Below are 15,840 nucleotides of genomic sequence, written 5' to 3'. Positions count from 1 at the left end.
CTGCGCCATACGTCGCACCAGAGCAATCGCTTTGATTTGCGCAACCCGCGCACCAATCGGGAGACCAGGATGACGGCTTTGCTAGCAAGCGTCCGTTCGGCAGAAGAAGCTTTCGATGCCGCCCAGGCAGGCGCCGAACTGATTGATCTGAAGGAACCGCGCGGCGGTGCGTTAGGCAGCGTCGCGACCGACGAAATCGCGCGCATCACGCGCGAGTTGCGCGCCCGCTACCCGGTCAAACCGATCAGCGCGGCGATCGGCGACATGCCGACCGACGCGCTCGACGCGATTACCGTGCGTGTGATCGAGACCGGCGACACGGGTGTCGATTATGTGAAGGTCGGCGTCCACGTGGGTCCGCACGCGCGTGCGTGCCTGACGCATCTGGCCGGCTTGCCCGCGCCGGTGTTGCCGGTCCTGCTGTGCGACGACGGCATCGATGCGCAACTGGTCGAGCACGCGGTCGGCCTCGGTTTCGCGGGCATAGTGTTCGACACGGCTGTGAAAGACGGCCGCACGCTATTCGATTGCGTCGACGAAGCGACGCTGACCGCATGCATCGACACGATCCGCGCGAAAGGTGCAATGGTGGGTCTTGCCGGCTCGCTCGGCTGGGCGCAGCTCGATAAAATCCGCGCGCACGCGCCGGACGTCGCCGGCTTTCGCGCCGCGCTGTGTGCCGAAGGGCGCACCGCACGGCTTGACCCGCAGCGTGTCGCTCAATGGGCGGATGCATTGCATCGGAACCCGCATGCTCAATACGCGTAAGCGCGGGCCCTTTCCTTTGCGACGCCGGCGGATATCAGGTACGTAACGAACCTACGCCGCCGGCGAATTGAGCAAGCGCTCGCGCATCAACCCGACATCGCCCTTGTTGAACAGTTCGACCACGTAATTCGCGTCATGCACGTATTCGACGAAACGCGCATCGAGCACACCGTCGGACACCAGCATGTCGAGCGGCCGGTCCGAGTCCACCGCGCACGACTTCACCACCATCAGACGTTCCGCATTCAACGACGTTGACAGCCACGCCGCCAGGCTGTCCGATGTCGTGTCCCAGTTCGTCATCGCATTCGGCGTCGCGGTAAGCAGGCCGATCGGCATCCACACCGCGACCTTGCCGTTGCGCAGCGCGCGCCGGATCATATCTTCGTTGGTCGCAAGCACGAGTTCGGGCAGCACGCCCTGCATCATCAGCGCGTACTGCGTCATCCCGAGCAGGCACATGTTATGAGCGGCCAGATCGCCGAAATGCCATTCCTTCTGATAAAGGCGGACACGGTCCGCGAAATCGCCGCCACCCGGCACGATTACGATGCGCCCGCCGCCCACTTCCCAAAGCTGCATCAGCCAATCGCGCAGCGACGGGTCGTGACTCAGGCTGCCCCCGATTTTCACCACCCACATGTCGTTCCCTCGCTCTGTTCCGACTTCACCGGCATCCGCTCGTGCTGTCCGCGGCCGGATGTGTATTGCAGGTCGCTTGTCGTTCGGCTATCTCCCTTCGTCGTCATGCGGCGCGCGCGGGTTCGACCGCAGGAGCGCCTGTTTCGCTCGCACCGCGGGCCGTATCCGCCGCCATCAGTTGCGCGACCGCCACGCTCGGCGCGCAGGTCGCGATCCATTCATTGAGTTCAAGCGTGTCAGTGTTCGTCTCTGTGTTCGCGCGTGTGTGCGCTTGCGCCGAACGTGCACCGCGGGCGAGTTCGCTGAAATCGACGTAAGCGCGTTCGATGCTGCACGCGAGGTCCACCACCAGGAAACGCCCGCAGCCTGCGCCGACCAGCGGCGCATCCGCCAGCGCGGGATGTGCCTCGAGCACTTGCGCGACGCCCGCGCCGATCGCGCGCAACTGCTCGAACCGCCAGCGCTGCGCGAACGCGCGCCATTCATCGGTGCTTGCATCGGCCGCGTCACGGCCGATCATTCGCGCAAGCCTTGCGCAACTCGCATCGACGGTTTTCGGGCCGTTGTCCGCGCTGGCATGCTGATCATGCGGCGCCCACAGTTCGCCGGTCAGCCGGTAGATATCCGCGCTGGTCGCGAACCATTCATTCATCACCGCGCTGGTTTCGCCACGAAACGCGATGCGGTGCGCGACCCCGCACAACGGCGTGCGCACAACCCCTTGATAAACGAGTTCTCCGGAGATAAGCCGGGTCGCGTCGTTCGACCCGCGCGCCGCCACGCGCGCATCGACGATCGGCACGATATCGGTGGTCGTGCTGCCGATGTCGATCAATAGCGCGTTCGGACGTTGCGTCGCGACCCACTGCGATGTCGCGAGCCAGTTCGCGGAGGCAACCGCGCGCCACTGCGTAATCGCATCGGCGGGCGACAGCCAGCGCTGCGCGCCCGCGAAAAACCGCACGGAGTCACCGAGGCGCACGGCAAGCGTCTGCACCAGCACGCGCACGCCCTGCTCGCGATCGTCGAACAGATCGACCATTTCGCCGGTCATGGTCACCGCATGATGCGAGCCTCGCATGAAGGCGTCGGGCCAACGCGCAAACACTTCGTCGACCACGCGTTCGAGATGCGCGAGCCCCTGCCATAGCGGACAAGCCCACTGCGCGACATCGACGAGCACTCCCGACGCATCGACCACCGACACTTTCACATGCGCGCCGCCGACGTCCCAGCCAAACACGGCGCACGTATCGAATGAGGAATCGCGAGAACCGCTCATGATCGCGTCCTGCCGACAAATAACGGCGCGGATGCGCTTGCCGCGCCGTGGTACGCCTGCAGCGAACTGGTGCGCACGCCATGCGCGGCGAGCACGTCCGCGGCGAGATTGCGCCCGAGCCGCGCCGACAAGCCAACATAGGCCATCGTCACGCGCGGGTTCACTTCGATCACGATTGGCCCGCGCACCGGATGCCACACCATATCGATCCCGACAAACCCGCGCAGGCCCGGCAACGCGGCCGCGGTCTGTAGCGCAAGCGTCTCCAGCATGCGGCCTTGCGGGCTGCGCCGGTCGATCTGATCGATATCGACGCCTTCGAATGCAATGACGTGCCCCGCATGCGCCGGCGACGCCGCGTCGGATACGCCAATCCGCTGCCGGTTGATACTGAGGAGCCGCGCGCCCGCCGCACCGCCGCAGATCAGCGACAGGCTCAAAGCTTCGCCGTCCACCCACTCCTGCAACACCGGGTTACGCCCGCTCGCGTCGCGCGCGCGATATTCGGCGCACGCATCGCTCAATGCGTCGTAACGCCACGTATCGAGGCCGCCCGCGCCGTCGTCGGGTTTCACCACCCATCCGGCCGCGTCATGCGAATCGGCGCGCGCGACATCGGTGTCAATCATGCGCGGATCGAGCGCGGGCGTTGTCGCAATGCCTTGCGCCGCGAGCAACGCCGACGTCGCGCGCTTGCTCGACGCGATGCTTATCGCTTCCGGCGCACAACCGAGCCAGCGGTTCGCGCCAACCGCTTCAGCTAGCTTCAGCATCAGGCCGTCGCATTCCGGCGCAACGATCCACGCGTAGTCGTGCGCGCGCGCCGCTCGCGCGACAAAGTCCATCATCGACTCGCCAGGCGCGGCACAATAGTGCGATAACGGACTGCGCGACGCGGCAGCGGCTTCGAAACGTGAACTTGCAAAGCTCACGTCGACATTCTCGAGCGCGCGCAAGTCCTGCACGATCGCATCGCGCATCGCGCGGCCTTCGACGATCAACGCACTCAGATCGGCAAGTCCGCTTTCGCCGGCGAGGTCGGGATCGATGCCGCCGCCGGTGAGATACTCGTACACAAACAGCCTGATCAAGGGGCACTCTCCGATGCGGGTAATACCAGTTCTCGATCTGCTCGACGGACACGTGGTGCGCGCAGTGCGTGGCGACCGCGCGAACTACCGCCCTATCCAGTCATCCCTGTGCGCGACGAGCGAACCGCTCGCCGTCGCGCGTGCGCTGCTCGACGCGAGCGGCGCCGACACGCTGTATGTCGCCGACCTCGGCGCAATCGTCGCGCAGCACGCCGATACGTCGACGCTCGCCGCGCTGTACGCGGGCCTGAACCCGCCTGGCTCCGCGACCCAGCCTCGCGTCACGATCTGGCTCGACGCCGGCTTCGCCGACTTCACATCGATGCACGCGCATCTCTTGCGCATCGGTGCACCGCGCGGCGCGTTCGTACCGGTGTTCGGCTCCGAGACGCTGCGCACACCCGACGCGCTGCGCGATGCCGAACGGGCCGGCTACCAGCCGATCCTGTCGCTCGACCGTCGCGCGGGCCGACCGCTGCATGCGCCGGGCGCCGCCGCCACGGTGCACGACACACCCGCATGGTGGCCGGCGCGGGTGATTGCCATGACGCTCGACCGCGTCGGCGCATATGAAGGCCCCGACCTCGATACTTTCAACGCACTGCGCGAGCGCGCCGGCAGCCAACGCACGGTGATCGGCGCGGGCGGTGTCCGCAATCGCGCCGATCTCGATGCGGCCGCGCAACGCGGCGCACAGGCATGGCTGGTCGGCTCGGCGCTGCACGATGGCAAACTCGCGGCGCCGCCGCACGCTGTCAGGTGAATCGCAAACACAATATCCATGCCAAGCGGCCGCGCACGCGCACACCGCAATCCAATCGCAAGGAACGTGCGGCGCGGCTCCTGCAAGTGACACTGTGTTCCAGCGCAACGCACATACTGTGTTGCGTGCGCTGACGTCGCCGCCGCCTGCGATCAATCCGGTCGCCACGCGTGATCGGCATTAAACGCGGCACGAAACGCGGCACGAAACGCGGCGCGAAACCGCGGAATTAAAACGCGGCATGAAACCCGGATTTAAGCCCGGTATGAAAATCGGCATGGAGCTTGCTGTACGACGCGTCATGCACGATCCAACCTCTCCCGCGCCGATTGGCGCTCAGGCGGCCGCACCGGTTGCGCGGCCGGCATCCGCTTTAGCCGCGTCCCGATCGATCACGCACGACTGGACCTGCCCCTTCTGCCCGCTGCTGTGCGACGACATCGATGCGCACGTGCGCGACGACGCGACGCTCGCCGCGCCCGCCACCGACTGCCCGCGCCTTGCCGACGCGCTCACGTATTACGGTGCGGCCGACCTGCAGTGCCCGCCTTCGATCGATGCTCAGCCGGCCGCGCCCGATGCGGCGCTCGCCTGTGCAGCCGATATCCTTGCGCACGCGCATCGGCCGCTGTTCGGCGCATGCGCGACGGATGTCGCCGGCGCACGCGCGCTGTACATGCTCGCAGCCGCGTGCGGTGCAACGCTCGATACGCTGCATGGCGATGCGCTCAGCGCGGCGACGCTCGCGCTGCAGGACCGTGGCGCGTTCTTCACAACGCTGTCGGAGGTGCGCTCGCGCGCGGACCTGTTGATCGTGTTCGGCTGTGTGCCCGCGCAACGTCACCCGCGCTTTTACGAGCGCGCGCTGGCGGGTCCGGCAGGCGACCACGGCAACGGCAGGCCGCGCACGATCTGTTTCGTCGGCTGCCCGGTCGATCCCGCGGCGAGCCGCGTTGCGCACACAAGCTGCGAATCGATCCTCGCCGACGCCGCACCGCACGATCTGCTGGCGCTGTGGTCCGCGATCGCCGAGGGCCGTACCGCCAGCACATTCGAAACAGGCCCGGCTCATACCGCCTATATCGCGACGCAACTCGCGGCGCTGGCCACACGCATCGCGGCCGCGCAATACACCGCGTTCGTCTACGAACCCGCGGCGTTGCCGCAACCGCACGCGGCGCTGCTGATCGAAGCGCTGCACCGCATCGTCAAGGCAATCAACCGGACCAGCCGCGCGGGCGCGCTGGCGCTTGGCGGCGCGGACGGCGCGCTGACCGCGAACCAGACGGTGACGTGGCTATCCGGCCTGCCGCTGCGCACACGCGTGTCCCGCCCCGATCGGCTGGAAGGCACGCCACCGCTTGAGCACGACCCGTATCGCTACCGCACCGAACGTCTGCTGCAGGCGCGCGAGGTCGATGCGCTGCTGTGGGTGACGAGCTTTGCGCCGCACCCGCTGCCCGCCGCGCTCGACCCGCAGGTGCCGGCCATCGTGCTCGGACCGCCGGCGCTGGCGAAGACGCTCGCGCCGCGCGCCGCGCCCACCGTGTTTCTGCCCGTCGCGACACCGGGTGTCGATAGCGACGGTCATCTGTTCCGGCTCGACACGTCGGTCGTCACGCCACTGCGTCCAGCGCGTCAAAGCGGGTTGCGCAGCGTCGCGGAGTTCGCCGCGGAGCTTGCAGAACGCATCGTCGTCGCCGGGAGGCCGTCATGAGCCTCGCGCGGCTAACCGGCGGCATCGTCTACGATCCAGCCAATGGCGTGAATGGCGAGCGCCGGGACCTCTACTTCCGCGACGGCCGCATCGTCGACGCGCCCGATCACGCAGCCGTCGACCATGACTACGATGCGCACGGGATGGTTGTGATGGCGGGCGGGATCGACCTGCATTCGCATATCGGCGGCGGCAAGACGAATCTGTCGCGCCTGCTGCTGCCGGAAGACCATCGCGCAGACCCGCCGCGCGGCGCTGCGTATGAAGGGGTACGCGACGCCAACGGCCGCTACCTGCGCATGCCGTCTTGCGGCGTTTGCGCGCCTGGCACGCTTGCCACCGGTTATCGCTACGCTGAAATGGGCTACACGGCGGCATTCGAGCCCGCGATGATCGCGTCGAACGCGCGCCATGCGCATCTGGAGATGGGCGATACGCCGATCATCGATCACGGCGCGTACGTGATGCTTGGCAACGACGAACTGCTGCTACAGATGCTCGCCGCGCACGAAGACTTCGAGCAGTTGCGCGACTACGTCGGCTGGACGATGCATGCGAGCCGCGCGCTAGGCGTCAAGGTGGTGAACCCGGGCGGCATCTCGGCATTCAAGTTCAACCAGCGCGCACTCGACGTCGACGAAGCGCACGCGCACTACGGCATTACACCGCGCGACATTCTGCGCACGCTGACACGCGCGCTGACCGAATTGCGCGTGCCGCATCCGCTGCATGTGCATTCGAGCAATCTCGGTGTGCCCGGCAATATCGCGTCGACGATCGCAACGATGGACGCCGCCGAAGGCCTGCCGATCCATCTGACGCATATCCAGTTCCACAGCTATGGCACTGAAGGACCGCGCAAGTTTTCGTCGGGCGCGCGCGCGATTGCGGAGGCGGTGAACGCGCGGCCCAATGTATCGATCGACGTCGGGCAGATCATTTTCGGGCAGACCGTCACCGCGTCCGGCGACACGATGATGCAGTTCAGGAATGCGCCGCTCGCGAACCCGCGCAAATGGATTCTCGGCGACATCGAATGCGATGCGGGCTGCGGCATCGTGCCGTTCCGCTATCGCGAGCAAAGCTATGTGAACGCGCTGCAGTGGATCATCGGCCTCGAAATATTTCTGCTGGTGGACGACCCGTGGCGCGTGTCGATGACCACCGATCATCCTAACGGCGGTCCGTTCACCAGCTATCCGCATCTGATTCGCCTGCTGATGGACAAGCCGTTTCGCGACGCGCAACTCGACCGCTTGCATCCGGAAGCGAAAGTCGCGAGCGCCTTGCCGGAATTAAAGCGTGAGTTGTCGCTGTACGAGATCGCGATCATCACGCGCGCGGGGCCGGCGCGGCTGCTCGGCCTCGCTGATCGCGGCCAGCTGGGTGTCGGCGCGGCCGCCGATATCGCCGTCTATCGCGACGAGATGGACCGCGAGCGGATGTTCACGTCGCCTGCGTACGTGTTCAAGGATGGCGCACTCGTCGCGCGCGACGGAAACCTCGTTTCGACACCGACCGGTGGCATTCACTACGTATCGCCCGATTTTGACCTCGGCATCGTGCAGACTGTGCGCGCGTTCAGCGATGCGAATCTGGTCGGCGGCTTTGCGCACGCGGCGATCAGCGACGATGAAATCTGCGCGTGCTGCCGCGGCGGCCGGCTATTGCCGGTCGAATGTTTCGCGCACAGCCCGTCGGCGCCGCCGCCATCGTCCAACAGCCAGCCTTGAGCGCGAGCGAACGAACGATGCAGATCAACGGCACGCAAATCGACGACACCTTCGCGGAAGCCTTCCCGATGAAGGCGACGCGGCTGGTGATTACCGCGCACACGCCCGCATGGGCGCGCGCGGCCGCGCAATCGCTGTCCGGCTTCGCGACGTCGGTGATCGACTGCGGCTGCGAAGCGGGCATCGAGCGCGAGATCGATGCGGCCGATACGCCCGACGGCCGGCCCGGCATTGCGGTGCTGATGTTTGCGGTGTCGTCGAAAGAGCTCGCGAAGCAGATCATGCGGCGCGTCGGCCAATGCGTGCTGACCTGCCCGACCACCGCCGTCTACAGTGGCATCGATCCGCACACGAGCCGCGCGCCATTGTCGGACCTCGCGCCGCTCGGCGGCGCGCTGCGCTTTTTCGGCGACGGCTGGCAGATCGCCAAGATGCTCGGCGAAACGCGCTACTGGCGCGTGCCGGTGATGGACGGCGAGTTCGTCTGCGAGGAGTCGGCGGTGACGGTCAAGGCGGTCGGCGGCGGCAATCTGCTGCTGCTCGCGCGCGACATCGACCATGCGCTCGCGGCTGCCCAAGCGGCTGTTGCCGCCATGCATCAATTGCCGAACGTGATTACGCCGTTTCCGGGCGGCGTGGTGCGCTCGGGATCGAAGATCGGCTCGAAGTACGCGGGCGCGGTTGCGTCGACGAACGATCCGTTCTGTCCGACGCTGGTGGGCGTCGCGAAACGCACCGAACTGACCGCCGAAGTCGGCTGCGTGCTCGAGATCGTGATTGACGGGCTTACCGACGCCGACGTCGGCGCCGCGATGACCGCGGGCATCGCGGCCGCGTCGCGCGCGGGCAGCGGCGTGCTACGCATCTCTGCGGGCAACTATGGCGGCAAGCTCGGCCCGTATCACTTTCATTTGCGCGAGCTCGCGGCGTCGATCGGCGCGGCGGGCGGGGCGAGCGCTAGCCCGGCGCCGGGCGCGTCGCTGGGACCGCAGGCGGGCAGCGGCACCGCGGGTCTTGCGCGCGGCAGCGGCGGGGACACTCCATGAGCACGACGACGCTGCGCGTCAAAGCGGCGCCGGACTTTCGCGTCGACGGTTCGGTGTTGCAGCCGGCTGAACTCGTTACGCAATCGACTGACGAATTGGCCCGAATCGTGCTCCATGCAGGCAATGACCGGTGCGTGCTCGGCGATCTTTTCGACGTGTCGCGTAGCGAACCTCAAACAGACAATGACGCGCAACATGAACTGATCATCGACGGCGATGTGCAGTGGCTTGACCGCGTCGGCGCGCACCTGGCCGGTGGACGTTTGCACGTGACCGGCACAACAGGCGACTACGCCGGGTTGCGAATGACCGGCGGCACATTGCATATCGGTGGCCATGCGGGCGCATTCACCGGCTGCGAAATGGGCGGTGGACAGCTAACCGTCGCCGGCAACACCGGCGACTTTGTCGCTGGGGCCCTGCCTGGCGACATCGAAGGAATGACCGGCGGCACGCTGGCGATCGGCGGCGATGCCGGCGCACGCGCCGGCGACCGGATGCGGCGCGGCGTCGTACTGATTGGCGGTAACGCGGGCGATTTTGCCGCATCGCGTGTGGTCGCCGGAACAATCTGCATTGCAGGCGTGATCGGCGCTCACCACGCTTATGGAATGCGCCGCGGCACGCTGCTGCTATTGCGTGAGCCCGAGCGTATCCCGCCGACTTTCGCCGACGGCGGCCGCGGCTACGACGTGTTCTGGAGGCTGTTCACGCGCGCGCTCGCCGCACTGCGCGAGCCGATCGCGGCAAGCGGTGCGGCCGCGTTGAGTACGGCGCTTGCGCCGTTTTTCACGCTCGATGCGCGCGCGCTGCCACGCCGACTGTCAGGCGATCTCGCGGTCGACGGACGCGGGGAATTGCTGATCGCAAGTGCAAGCGGCTTGGGCGCACACTGAACCCGCCTCGAAGCCGACCGCGAATGGATGACGAACTGGACCGCCCTTTCACACGAACCGCATATCCGGACGAATTGCAGCCACATTGAAATGAACTCTAGCGCCCCGCGATGCGCCAAAAGAGCAAAGAACAACGATGTAACGCTGGGAGACAGAATGAACGCAACGCATACGAGCGACGCCGCCCGTACCAACCACGCCGCGAGCGAACGATACTCGCCACTGATGATCGCACTGCACTGGCTGATCGGCCTCGCGATCATCGCGATGATCGCCATTGGCCTCTATATGGTCGGCTTACCGCGCGGCCTGCCTTTCAAAGCGTCGCTAATCAACTTTCACAAGTCGCTGGGCTTGACGATTTTCCTGCTTGTGCTGATCCGCATCGTGGTCCGTACGGTCTACGGCAGGCCGCCGCCGCCGCCGATGCGAGCGTGGCAACGCGCCGCCGCGAGCGCTACGCAGGGTCTTTTATACGTCGCAATGGTGGTGATGCCGGTCACCGGCTATCTGGGTTCGTCGTTCAACACGTACGGCACGCGTTTCTGGGGCATTTTGCTGCCGAAGTGGGGCTGGGACGACAAAGGACTGCGCCACTTCTGGTTCACCATTCATGAGATTGCCGCATGGGTGCTGATTGCGCTGGTCGTGCTGCATATCGCCGGCGCGCTCAAGCATCAATTGATCGACAGAGACGGACTACTGCGGAGAATGCTACCTTGATACCTATGAAGGTTGGAGTGGCCAGTTCACAAAACCAACGGTGGAACGGACGATGAAAATCAGGGTTCTCGGTTCATCGGCAGGCGGCGGCTTTCCGCAATGGAATTGCAATTGCCGCAACTGCAACGGGGTACGCAATCGCACGATTGCCGCTGAACCGCGCACGCAATCGTCGCTTGCGGTCAGCGTGGATGGTGTCGCGTGGCTATTGATCAATGCATCGCCCGACATTCTCGCGCAGCTTGCCGCCAATCCCGAGTTGCAGCCAGCTCGCCATGCGCGCGACACCGGCATCGCCGCGGTGCTGCTGATGGACGCGCAAATCGACCACGTGACCGGTCTGCTGATGCTGCGCGAACACAACGCGCCGCTGCCTGTCTATGCGACCGATCCGGTCTGGCAAGACCTGTCGACCGGCTTTCCGCTTGCATCGATTCTGTCGCATTACTGCGGCGTCGAACGGCATGTGATCGCCCTCGATGCCGCACCGCTCGAAATCGCCGCGCTGCCCGGCGTACGCATCGAAGCGCTGCCGCTGTCGAGCAAAGCGCCGCCGTATTCGCCGCATCGTACCGCTCCTGAACGCGGCGACAACATCGGGCTGCTCCTAACCTCGGTCGAATCCGGCAAGCGCGCGTTCTACGCGCCGGGCCTCGGCGCGGTCGAAGCGCACATCCGCGACGCGATGCGCCGCGCAGATCTGCTACTCGTCGACGGCACGACGTGGACCGACGACGAGATGATCCGGCTTGGCCTGTCGAAGAAAACCGCGGCGGATATGGGCCACCTCGCTCAATCCGGCCGGGGCGGCATGATCGACGTGCTCGATGCGCTCGATCGCCCCGGCGCCCGCAAGGTGCTGATCCACATCAACAACACGAACCCGATTCTTATCGACGATGGGCCCGAACGGCGCACGCTCGCGCAGCACGGTATCGAAGTCGCGCGCGACGGGATGACCTTCGAGCTTTGACGCAGGTTTTGAACCGGCCTTTAAAGCCGGGTTTGAATCATTCAACGGCGTGTTCGCCGTGAAGCAGCGATACAAAGGGAACTCTCGATGAACAGTACAAGCGCAACACGCGCTACCGTCATGCAAACGCCGGATAGCGGCACCGCATGGAAGCGCGACGAATTCGAAGCGCAATTGCGGGCGAAAGGCCGCGCGTATCACATCCATCATCCGTTCAACGTGAAGATGAATAGCGGCGGCTGCTCGCGCGAGCAGATCCGCGGCTGGGTCGCAAACCGCTTCTACTACCAGATCAATATCCCGCTGAAGGACGCGGCGATTCTGTCGAACTGCCCGGACCGCGAAACGCGCCGCCGCTGGGTGCTGCGCATCCTCGATCACGACGGTTATGGCGAAGATGAAGGCGGAATCGAAACGTGGGCGCGTCTCGGCGACGCAGTCGGCCTGACGCGTGACGAACTGTGGTCGCTTGAGCATGTGACACCCGGCGTGCGCTTTGCGGTCGACGCGTATGTGAATTTCGCGCGCCGCGCGCCGTGGCAGGAAGCGGTGTGCTCGTCGCTGACCGAAATCTTCGCGCCGCAGATTCACAAGGACCGTCTGTCGACATGGCCGACGTATTACCCGTGGATCGAGCCCGCCGGTCTCAACTATTTCCGCTCGCGCATTTCGCTCGCGCAGCGTGATGTCGAACATGGGCTCGCGGTCACGCTCGACTATTTCCGCACGCGCGAGCAGCAGCAGCGCGCGCTCGATATTCTGCAATTCAAGCTGGACATCCTGTGGACCATGCTCGACGCGATCGAAAAGGCTTATCCGGTATGAACGATACGAACCGCGATGTTTTATCCCACACGATGCGCCCGAAACTGAACAAGCTGTTCCGGATGCAGTGGGAACCCGCCCAGGACGCGCACGTATTGCTATATCCGGAAGGCATGGTGAAACTGAACCAGAGTGCGGCCGAGATTCTGAAGCGGTGCGACGGCACCCGCGATGTCGCGGCGCTGATCGCCGATCTCGAAAGCACCTTCAATGCGACGGGTATTGCGCCCGAGGTCGAGGCGTTTATCGCGCACGCGATCGAGCGCGGCTGGTTGGAGCCATCAGCATGACTGATCTTTCGGTTGCAGCGCAACATACTCCCGAGGATTCCGCGCGGTCCGGCATTGCGCCGCCGCTGTGGCTGCTCGCGGAGCTGACGTACCGTTGCCCGCTGCACTGCGCGTTCTGCTACAACCCGGTGGATTACGCGGCGCAAAAAGATGAGCTGGATACCGCGCAGTGGCTTAACGTGTTGCGCGAAGCGCGCGCGCTCGGTGCCGCGCAACTCGGTTTTTCAGGCGGCGAGCCGCTGATGCGCGACGACCTCGAAGAACTGGTCGCCGAAGCACGCAAGCTTGGGTTCTATACGAATCTGATCACGTCCGGCGTCGGCCTCACCGACCAGCGCCTGGGCGTGCTGAAGGAAAATGGGCTCGACCATATCCAACTGTCGTTCCAGGACTCGACACAGCAGCTGAACGACTTCCTCAGCAGCACGCGCACGTTCGACCTGAAGAACCGCGTCGCACGCTCGATCAAGGCACATGGCTTTCCGATGGTGCTCAACTGTGTGCTGCACCGCTACAACCTGCCGCACGTCGACAAGATCATCGAGATGGCGCTCGAGATGGGCGCCGAATACCTCGAGCTCGCGAATACGCAGTACTACGGCTGGGCGCATGCGAACCGCGCGCAGCTGATGCCGACTGCCGAGCAACTGCACGAAGCTGAAGCGGTCGTCGAACGGTATCGGAAGGCAATCGGCAACCGCTGCAAGATCTTCTTTGTCGTGCCTGACTACTACGAAACCCGGCCGAAACGCTGCATGAACGGCTGGGGTTCGGTATTCCTCGGCATCGCGCCGGACGGCGCCGCGCTGCCGTGCCATTCGGCACGCTCGCTGCCGGGGCTCGCATTCCCGAATGTGCGCGACATGTCGCTTGCCGACATCTGGTACGAAAGCGACGCGTTCAACCGCTTCCGCGGCTTCGACTGGATGAAGGAACCGTGCCGCAGCTGCGAAGAGAAAACCCGCGATCTCGGCGGCTGCCGCTGCCAGGCGTATCTGTTGACGCAAGACCCGGCGAACGCGGACCCGGTATGCGACAAGTCTCCACATCACGAAGCGGTCGTGCGCGTGGTGCGCGAAGCGGCGCAACGCGGCGCGGCGCTCGCGCCGGATGAGCAGCCGGTGGTTTTCCGCAACGACGCGAATTCGCGGCAAATGAGTGAGCAAAAGAGCGGGCCAGGCAACGCTCGCCAACGATAAAACAACGAACAGGGAGCGCGCAGATGACCACCACCGATATCTCCGTGTTGCTCGTCGACGATCACGCGGTCGTGCGTGAAGGCTATCGACGCCTGCTCGAACTGAGCCCCGATGTGCGCGTCGCCGGCGAAGCAGCGGACGCGGCGCAGGCGTACCAGCGTTTCTGCGCGCTGCAACCCGATGTGGTGGTCATGGACCTGGCGCTACCCGGCGCGAGCGGAATCGAAGCAATGCGGCGCATGCTCGCGCGCACGGCGGACGCACGCGTGCTGATTTTCAGCGTACATGAGGAGAGTCTGTTTGTGCGCCGCGCGCTCGACGCCGGCGCAAGCGGCTATGTGACAAAAGCGAGTGCGCCGGACGTGCTGGTCGAAGCGGTGCGCGCGGTCGCCCGACACGTGCGCTATCTGAGCGCCGACGTGTCGCAGACGCTCGCGCTGCGCACGATGATCAGCGAAGGGCCGCCCGGACGCCAGCTGTCCGCGCGCGAATTCGAGGTGCTGCGCCTGCTCGTGCAAGGCTATACGCTGCCGGTCATCGCCGAACGGCTTGGACTGAGCCAAAAGACTGTCGCAAATCATCAGTCGGTGATTCGCCAGAAGTTCGGCGCTAACAACGGCGTGCAACTCGCGCAAATGGCGAACCGCCTCGGCCTTCAGTTTGCCGATCTGACCGCGCCGGGCGGCTCAACGGGCACACTGGCATCGACGCTCGGTGCGCCGCTCGGCTCCGGCTCGCCCGCGTGACACGGCAAGCGCGCGCATAGCATGAAACCGTCGCCGCGACGGCTCGCGATATGAAACTCGCCGCCTAGCGACTCAACGCGCTCGCGCATACCGACCAGACCCAGCCCGGTGCGAGGCTGCCATAAATCGGTGCCCGGACCATTGTCGGCAACCGTCACGACAATTTCTCCGTGTCGCTGATCATCGGCCGAGGTGCGCACGAGATAGATCTCGACACGCGCGTCGCGCGCGAACTTCGACACGTTTGTCAAAGCCTCCTGCACGAGCCGGTATAGCGTGATGTTCAGCGCGTCGGCAATGCCGGTGAAGTCGCCATCGACGGTTAAAGCGAACGAAGCGTGCGGCAGCCGCTCGCGCCAGCCGTCGACGCAGTGTTCGAGCGCGCTCGGCAAACCGAGTTCGTCGAGGCCGATCGGCCGCAGCCGGCGAATCATCCCGCCAATCTGCTTGTAAACGAAGCTTGCGCTTTGCATCACCGCGAGCGACGCGCGGTGAATATCCGGCTCGCGCGCGGCCGACAGATCGCGAATATGCGCGGCATCGAGCGTGATCGCATTCAGGTATTGCCCGAGCTCGTCGTGCAGCTCGCGGGCAAGATAGCGGCGCTCCGCTTCCTGCGCTTCGATGGCCTGGCTCGCGAGCCGCCGGTTCTCGGCGAGCAGCTGCTCCGCCTGTTCTTCCAGCATCCGCCGGGTTGCCAATTCCCGCTGCGATTCCCGGTAGCGACGCCATGCGAACCAGGCGAGGCCTACGGCCAGCACGCAGAGGGTGACCGGCAGTTCGTCGAGCTGAAAGCGCTCGGCGTTGCGCGTCCAGCGATACGCGAGCTCGCTGACGTCGAAGGTCGAGCACAGCACCCAGGCAACCGCTGTCAGCACGAGCACGCACGCGAAATCCCGCCACATGACAAAGCGGAACGAGGACGACCGTGACACGCGCGAGCGAACCATTTTCACGGGATGCATGACTGTGCCGGGTAAGTTGGAACGCATTCTACTCATCGTACGCGGTGCTGCGAATCGGAATCTGGCGTTCAGGAAGGCTTCCTGAAAGTTTCGGGAAATCTTCCCGTGGGCAGCCACGTATCGCTGTGCGACGCTTGCTTTAATGGAGCGCCGCAGGTGGGGCGAGGCGTTTCGATGCGGC

General features: G+C 65.2%; 16 protein-coding genes. 12 read left to right on the top strand and 4 right to left on the bottom strand.

The features are described 5' to 3' along the window. Positions 1-69: 69 nt before the first annotated feature. Positions 70-768, top strand: a complete 699-nt coding sequence (locus tag BX592_RS07805; RefSeq protein WP_134191104.1) for a (5-formylfuran-3-yl)methyl phosphate synthase — start codon at positions 70-72, stop codon at positions 766-768. Between the two features lie 51 nt (positions 769-819). Here the strand turns inward: BX592_RS07805 and BX592_RS07800 are convergent, their stop codons facing one another. The 3 genes from BX592_RS07800 to BX592_RS07790 form a co-directional block, all read right to left on the bottom strand. Beyond that, positions 820-1,410: an amino acid kinase family protein gene (locus BX592_RS07800; RefSeq protein WP_134191103.1), complete on the bottom strand. Its 591-nt coding sequence runs from the start codon at positions 1,408-1,410 to the stop codon at positions 820-822. A gap of 103 nt (positions 1,411-1,513) precedes the next feature. Beyond that, a complete protein-coding gene (locus BX592_RS07795) occupies positions 1,514-2,692 on the bottom strand; it encodes a hydantoinase/oxoprolinase family protein (protein WP_134191102.1) in 1,179 nt (392 codons plus the stop codon). Further along, entirely contained in the window at positions 2,689-3,783 is a 1,095-nt protein-coding gene (locus tag BX592_RS07790; RefSeq protein ID WP_134191101.1) for an ATP-grasp domain-containing protein, read from the bottom strand. Before BX592_RS07790 ends, BX592_RS07795 begins: the two co-directional genes overlap by 4 nt. A gap of 13 nt (positions 3,784-3,796) precedes the next feature. On the opposite strand from BX592_RS07790, the gene BX592_RS07785 reads away from it, so the two are divergent. The 11 genes from BX592_RS07785 to BX592_RS07735 all read left to right on the top strand — a co-directional run bounded on the left by BX592_RS07785 (position 3,797) and on the right by BX592_RS07735 (position 14,694). Continuing rightward, positions 3,797-4,546 (top strand): HisA/HisF-related TIM barrel protein, encoded by a 750-nt coding sequence (locus BX592_RS07785; RefSeq protein ID WP_134191100.1) that lies wholly within the window; start codon positions 3,797-3,799, stop codon positions 4,544-4,546. A gap of 301 nt (positions 4,547-4,847) precedes the next feature. After that, positions 4,848-6,263: a molybdopterin-binding domain-containing protein gene (locus BX592_RS07780; RefSeq protein ID WP_134191099.1), complete on the top strand. Its 1,416-nt coding sequence runs from the start codon at positions 4,848-4,850 to the stop codon at positions 6,261-6,263. Then, entirely contained in the window at positions 6,260-7,996 is a 1,737-nt protein-coding gene (locus tag BX592_RS07775; RefSeq protein ID WP_134191098.1) for a formylmethanofuran dehydrogenase subunit A, read from the top strand. The genes BX592_RS07780 and BX592_RS07775 overlap by 4 nt, the downstream gene beginning before the upstream one ends. A 17-nt stretch (positions 7,997-8,013) precedes the next feature. Continuing rightward, positions 8,014-9,042 carry a formylmethanofuran--tetrahydromethanopterin N-formyltransferase gene (gene fhcD, locus BX592_RS07770; RefSeq protein ID WP_134191097.1) on the top strand — a complete coding sequence of 343 codons (1,029 nt, stop codon included), beginning with the start codon at positions 8,014-8,016 and terminating at the stop codon, positions 9,040-9,042. Then, a complete protein-coding gene (locus tag BX592_RS07765) occupies positions 9,039-9,938 on the top strand; it encodes a formylmethanofuran dehydrogenase subunit C (protein ID WP_134191096.1) in 900 nt (299 codons plus the stop codon). Before fhcD ends, BX592_RS07765 begins: the two co-directional genes overlap by 4 nt. Positions 9,939-10,094: 156 nt before the next feature. After that, positions 10,095-10,661: a cytochrome b gene (locus BX592_RS07760; protein ID WP_134191095.1), complete on the top strand. Its 567-nt coding sequence runs from the start codon at positions 10,095-10,097 to the stop codon at positions 10,659-10,661. Positions 10,662-10,713: 52 nt separating this feature from the next. Then, positions 10,714-11,634, top strand: coding sequence for a pyrroloquinoline quinone biosynthesis protein PqqB (pqqB, locus tag BX592_RS07755; RefSeq protein WP_134191094.1), 921 nt, complete (start codon positions 10,714-10,716; stop codon positions 11,632-11,634). Positions 11,635-11,721: 87 nt separating this feature from the next. Next, positions 11,722-12,459, top strand: a complete 738-nt coding sequence (gene pqqC, locus BX592_RS07750; RefSeq protein WP_243849380.1) for a pyrroloquinoline-quinone synthase PqqC — start codon at positions 11,722-11,724, stop codon at positions 12,457-12,459. After that, positions 12,456-12,749 carry a pyrroloquinoline quinone biosynthesis peptide chaperone PqqD gene (gene pqqD, locus BX592_RS07745; protein WP_134191093.1) on the top strand — a complete coding sequence of 98 codons (294 nt, stop codon included), beginning with the start codon at positions 12,456-12,458 and terminating at the stop codon, positions 12,747-12,749. Before pqqC ends, pqqD begins: the two co-directional genes overlap by 4 nt. Next, on the top strand, positions 12,746-13,948 hold the full coding sequence (pqqE, locus tag BX592_RS07740) for a pyrroloquinoline quinone biosynthesis protein PqqE (RefSeq protein WP_134191092.1): 1,203 nt from the start codon (positions 12,746-12,748) through the stop codon (positions 13,946-13,948). The genes pqqD and pqqE overlap by 4 nt, the downstream gene beginning before the upstream one ends. A gap of 23 nt (positions 13,949-13,971) precedes the next feature. Continuing rightward, positions 13,972-14,694: a response regulator gene (locus tag BX592_RS07735; protein WP_134191091.1), complete on the top strand. Its 723-nt coding sequence runs from the start codon at positions 13,972-13,974 to the stop codon at positions 14,692-14,694. On the opposite strand, the gene BX592_RS07730 is transcribed toward BX592_RS07735, so the two are convergent. After that, positions 14,604-15,644, bottom strand: coding sequence for an ATP-binding protein (locus BX592_RS07730; protein ID WP_134191366.1), 1,041 nt, complete (start codon positions 15,642-15,644; stop codon positions 14,604-14,606). The genes BX592_RS07735 and BX592_RS07730 overlap by 91 nt on opposite strands. Between the last annotated feature and the right edge of the window lie 196 nt (positions 15,645-15,840).

Source organism: Paraburkholderia rhizosphaerae, from assembly GCF_004366595.1.
Lineage (GTDB): Bacteria > Pseudomonadota > Gammaproteobacteria > Burkholderiales > Burkholderiaceae > Paraburkholderia > Paraburkholderia rhizosphaerae.
This window is presented reverse-complemented; position numbering and strand designations above follow the sequence as displayed.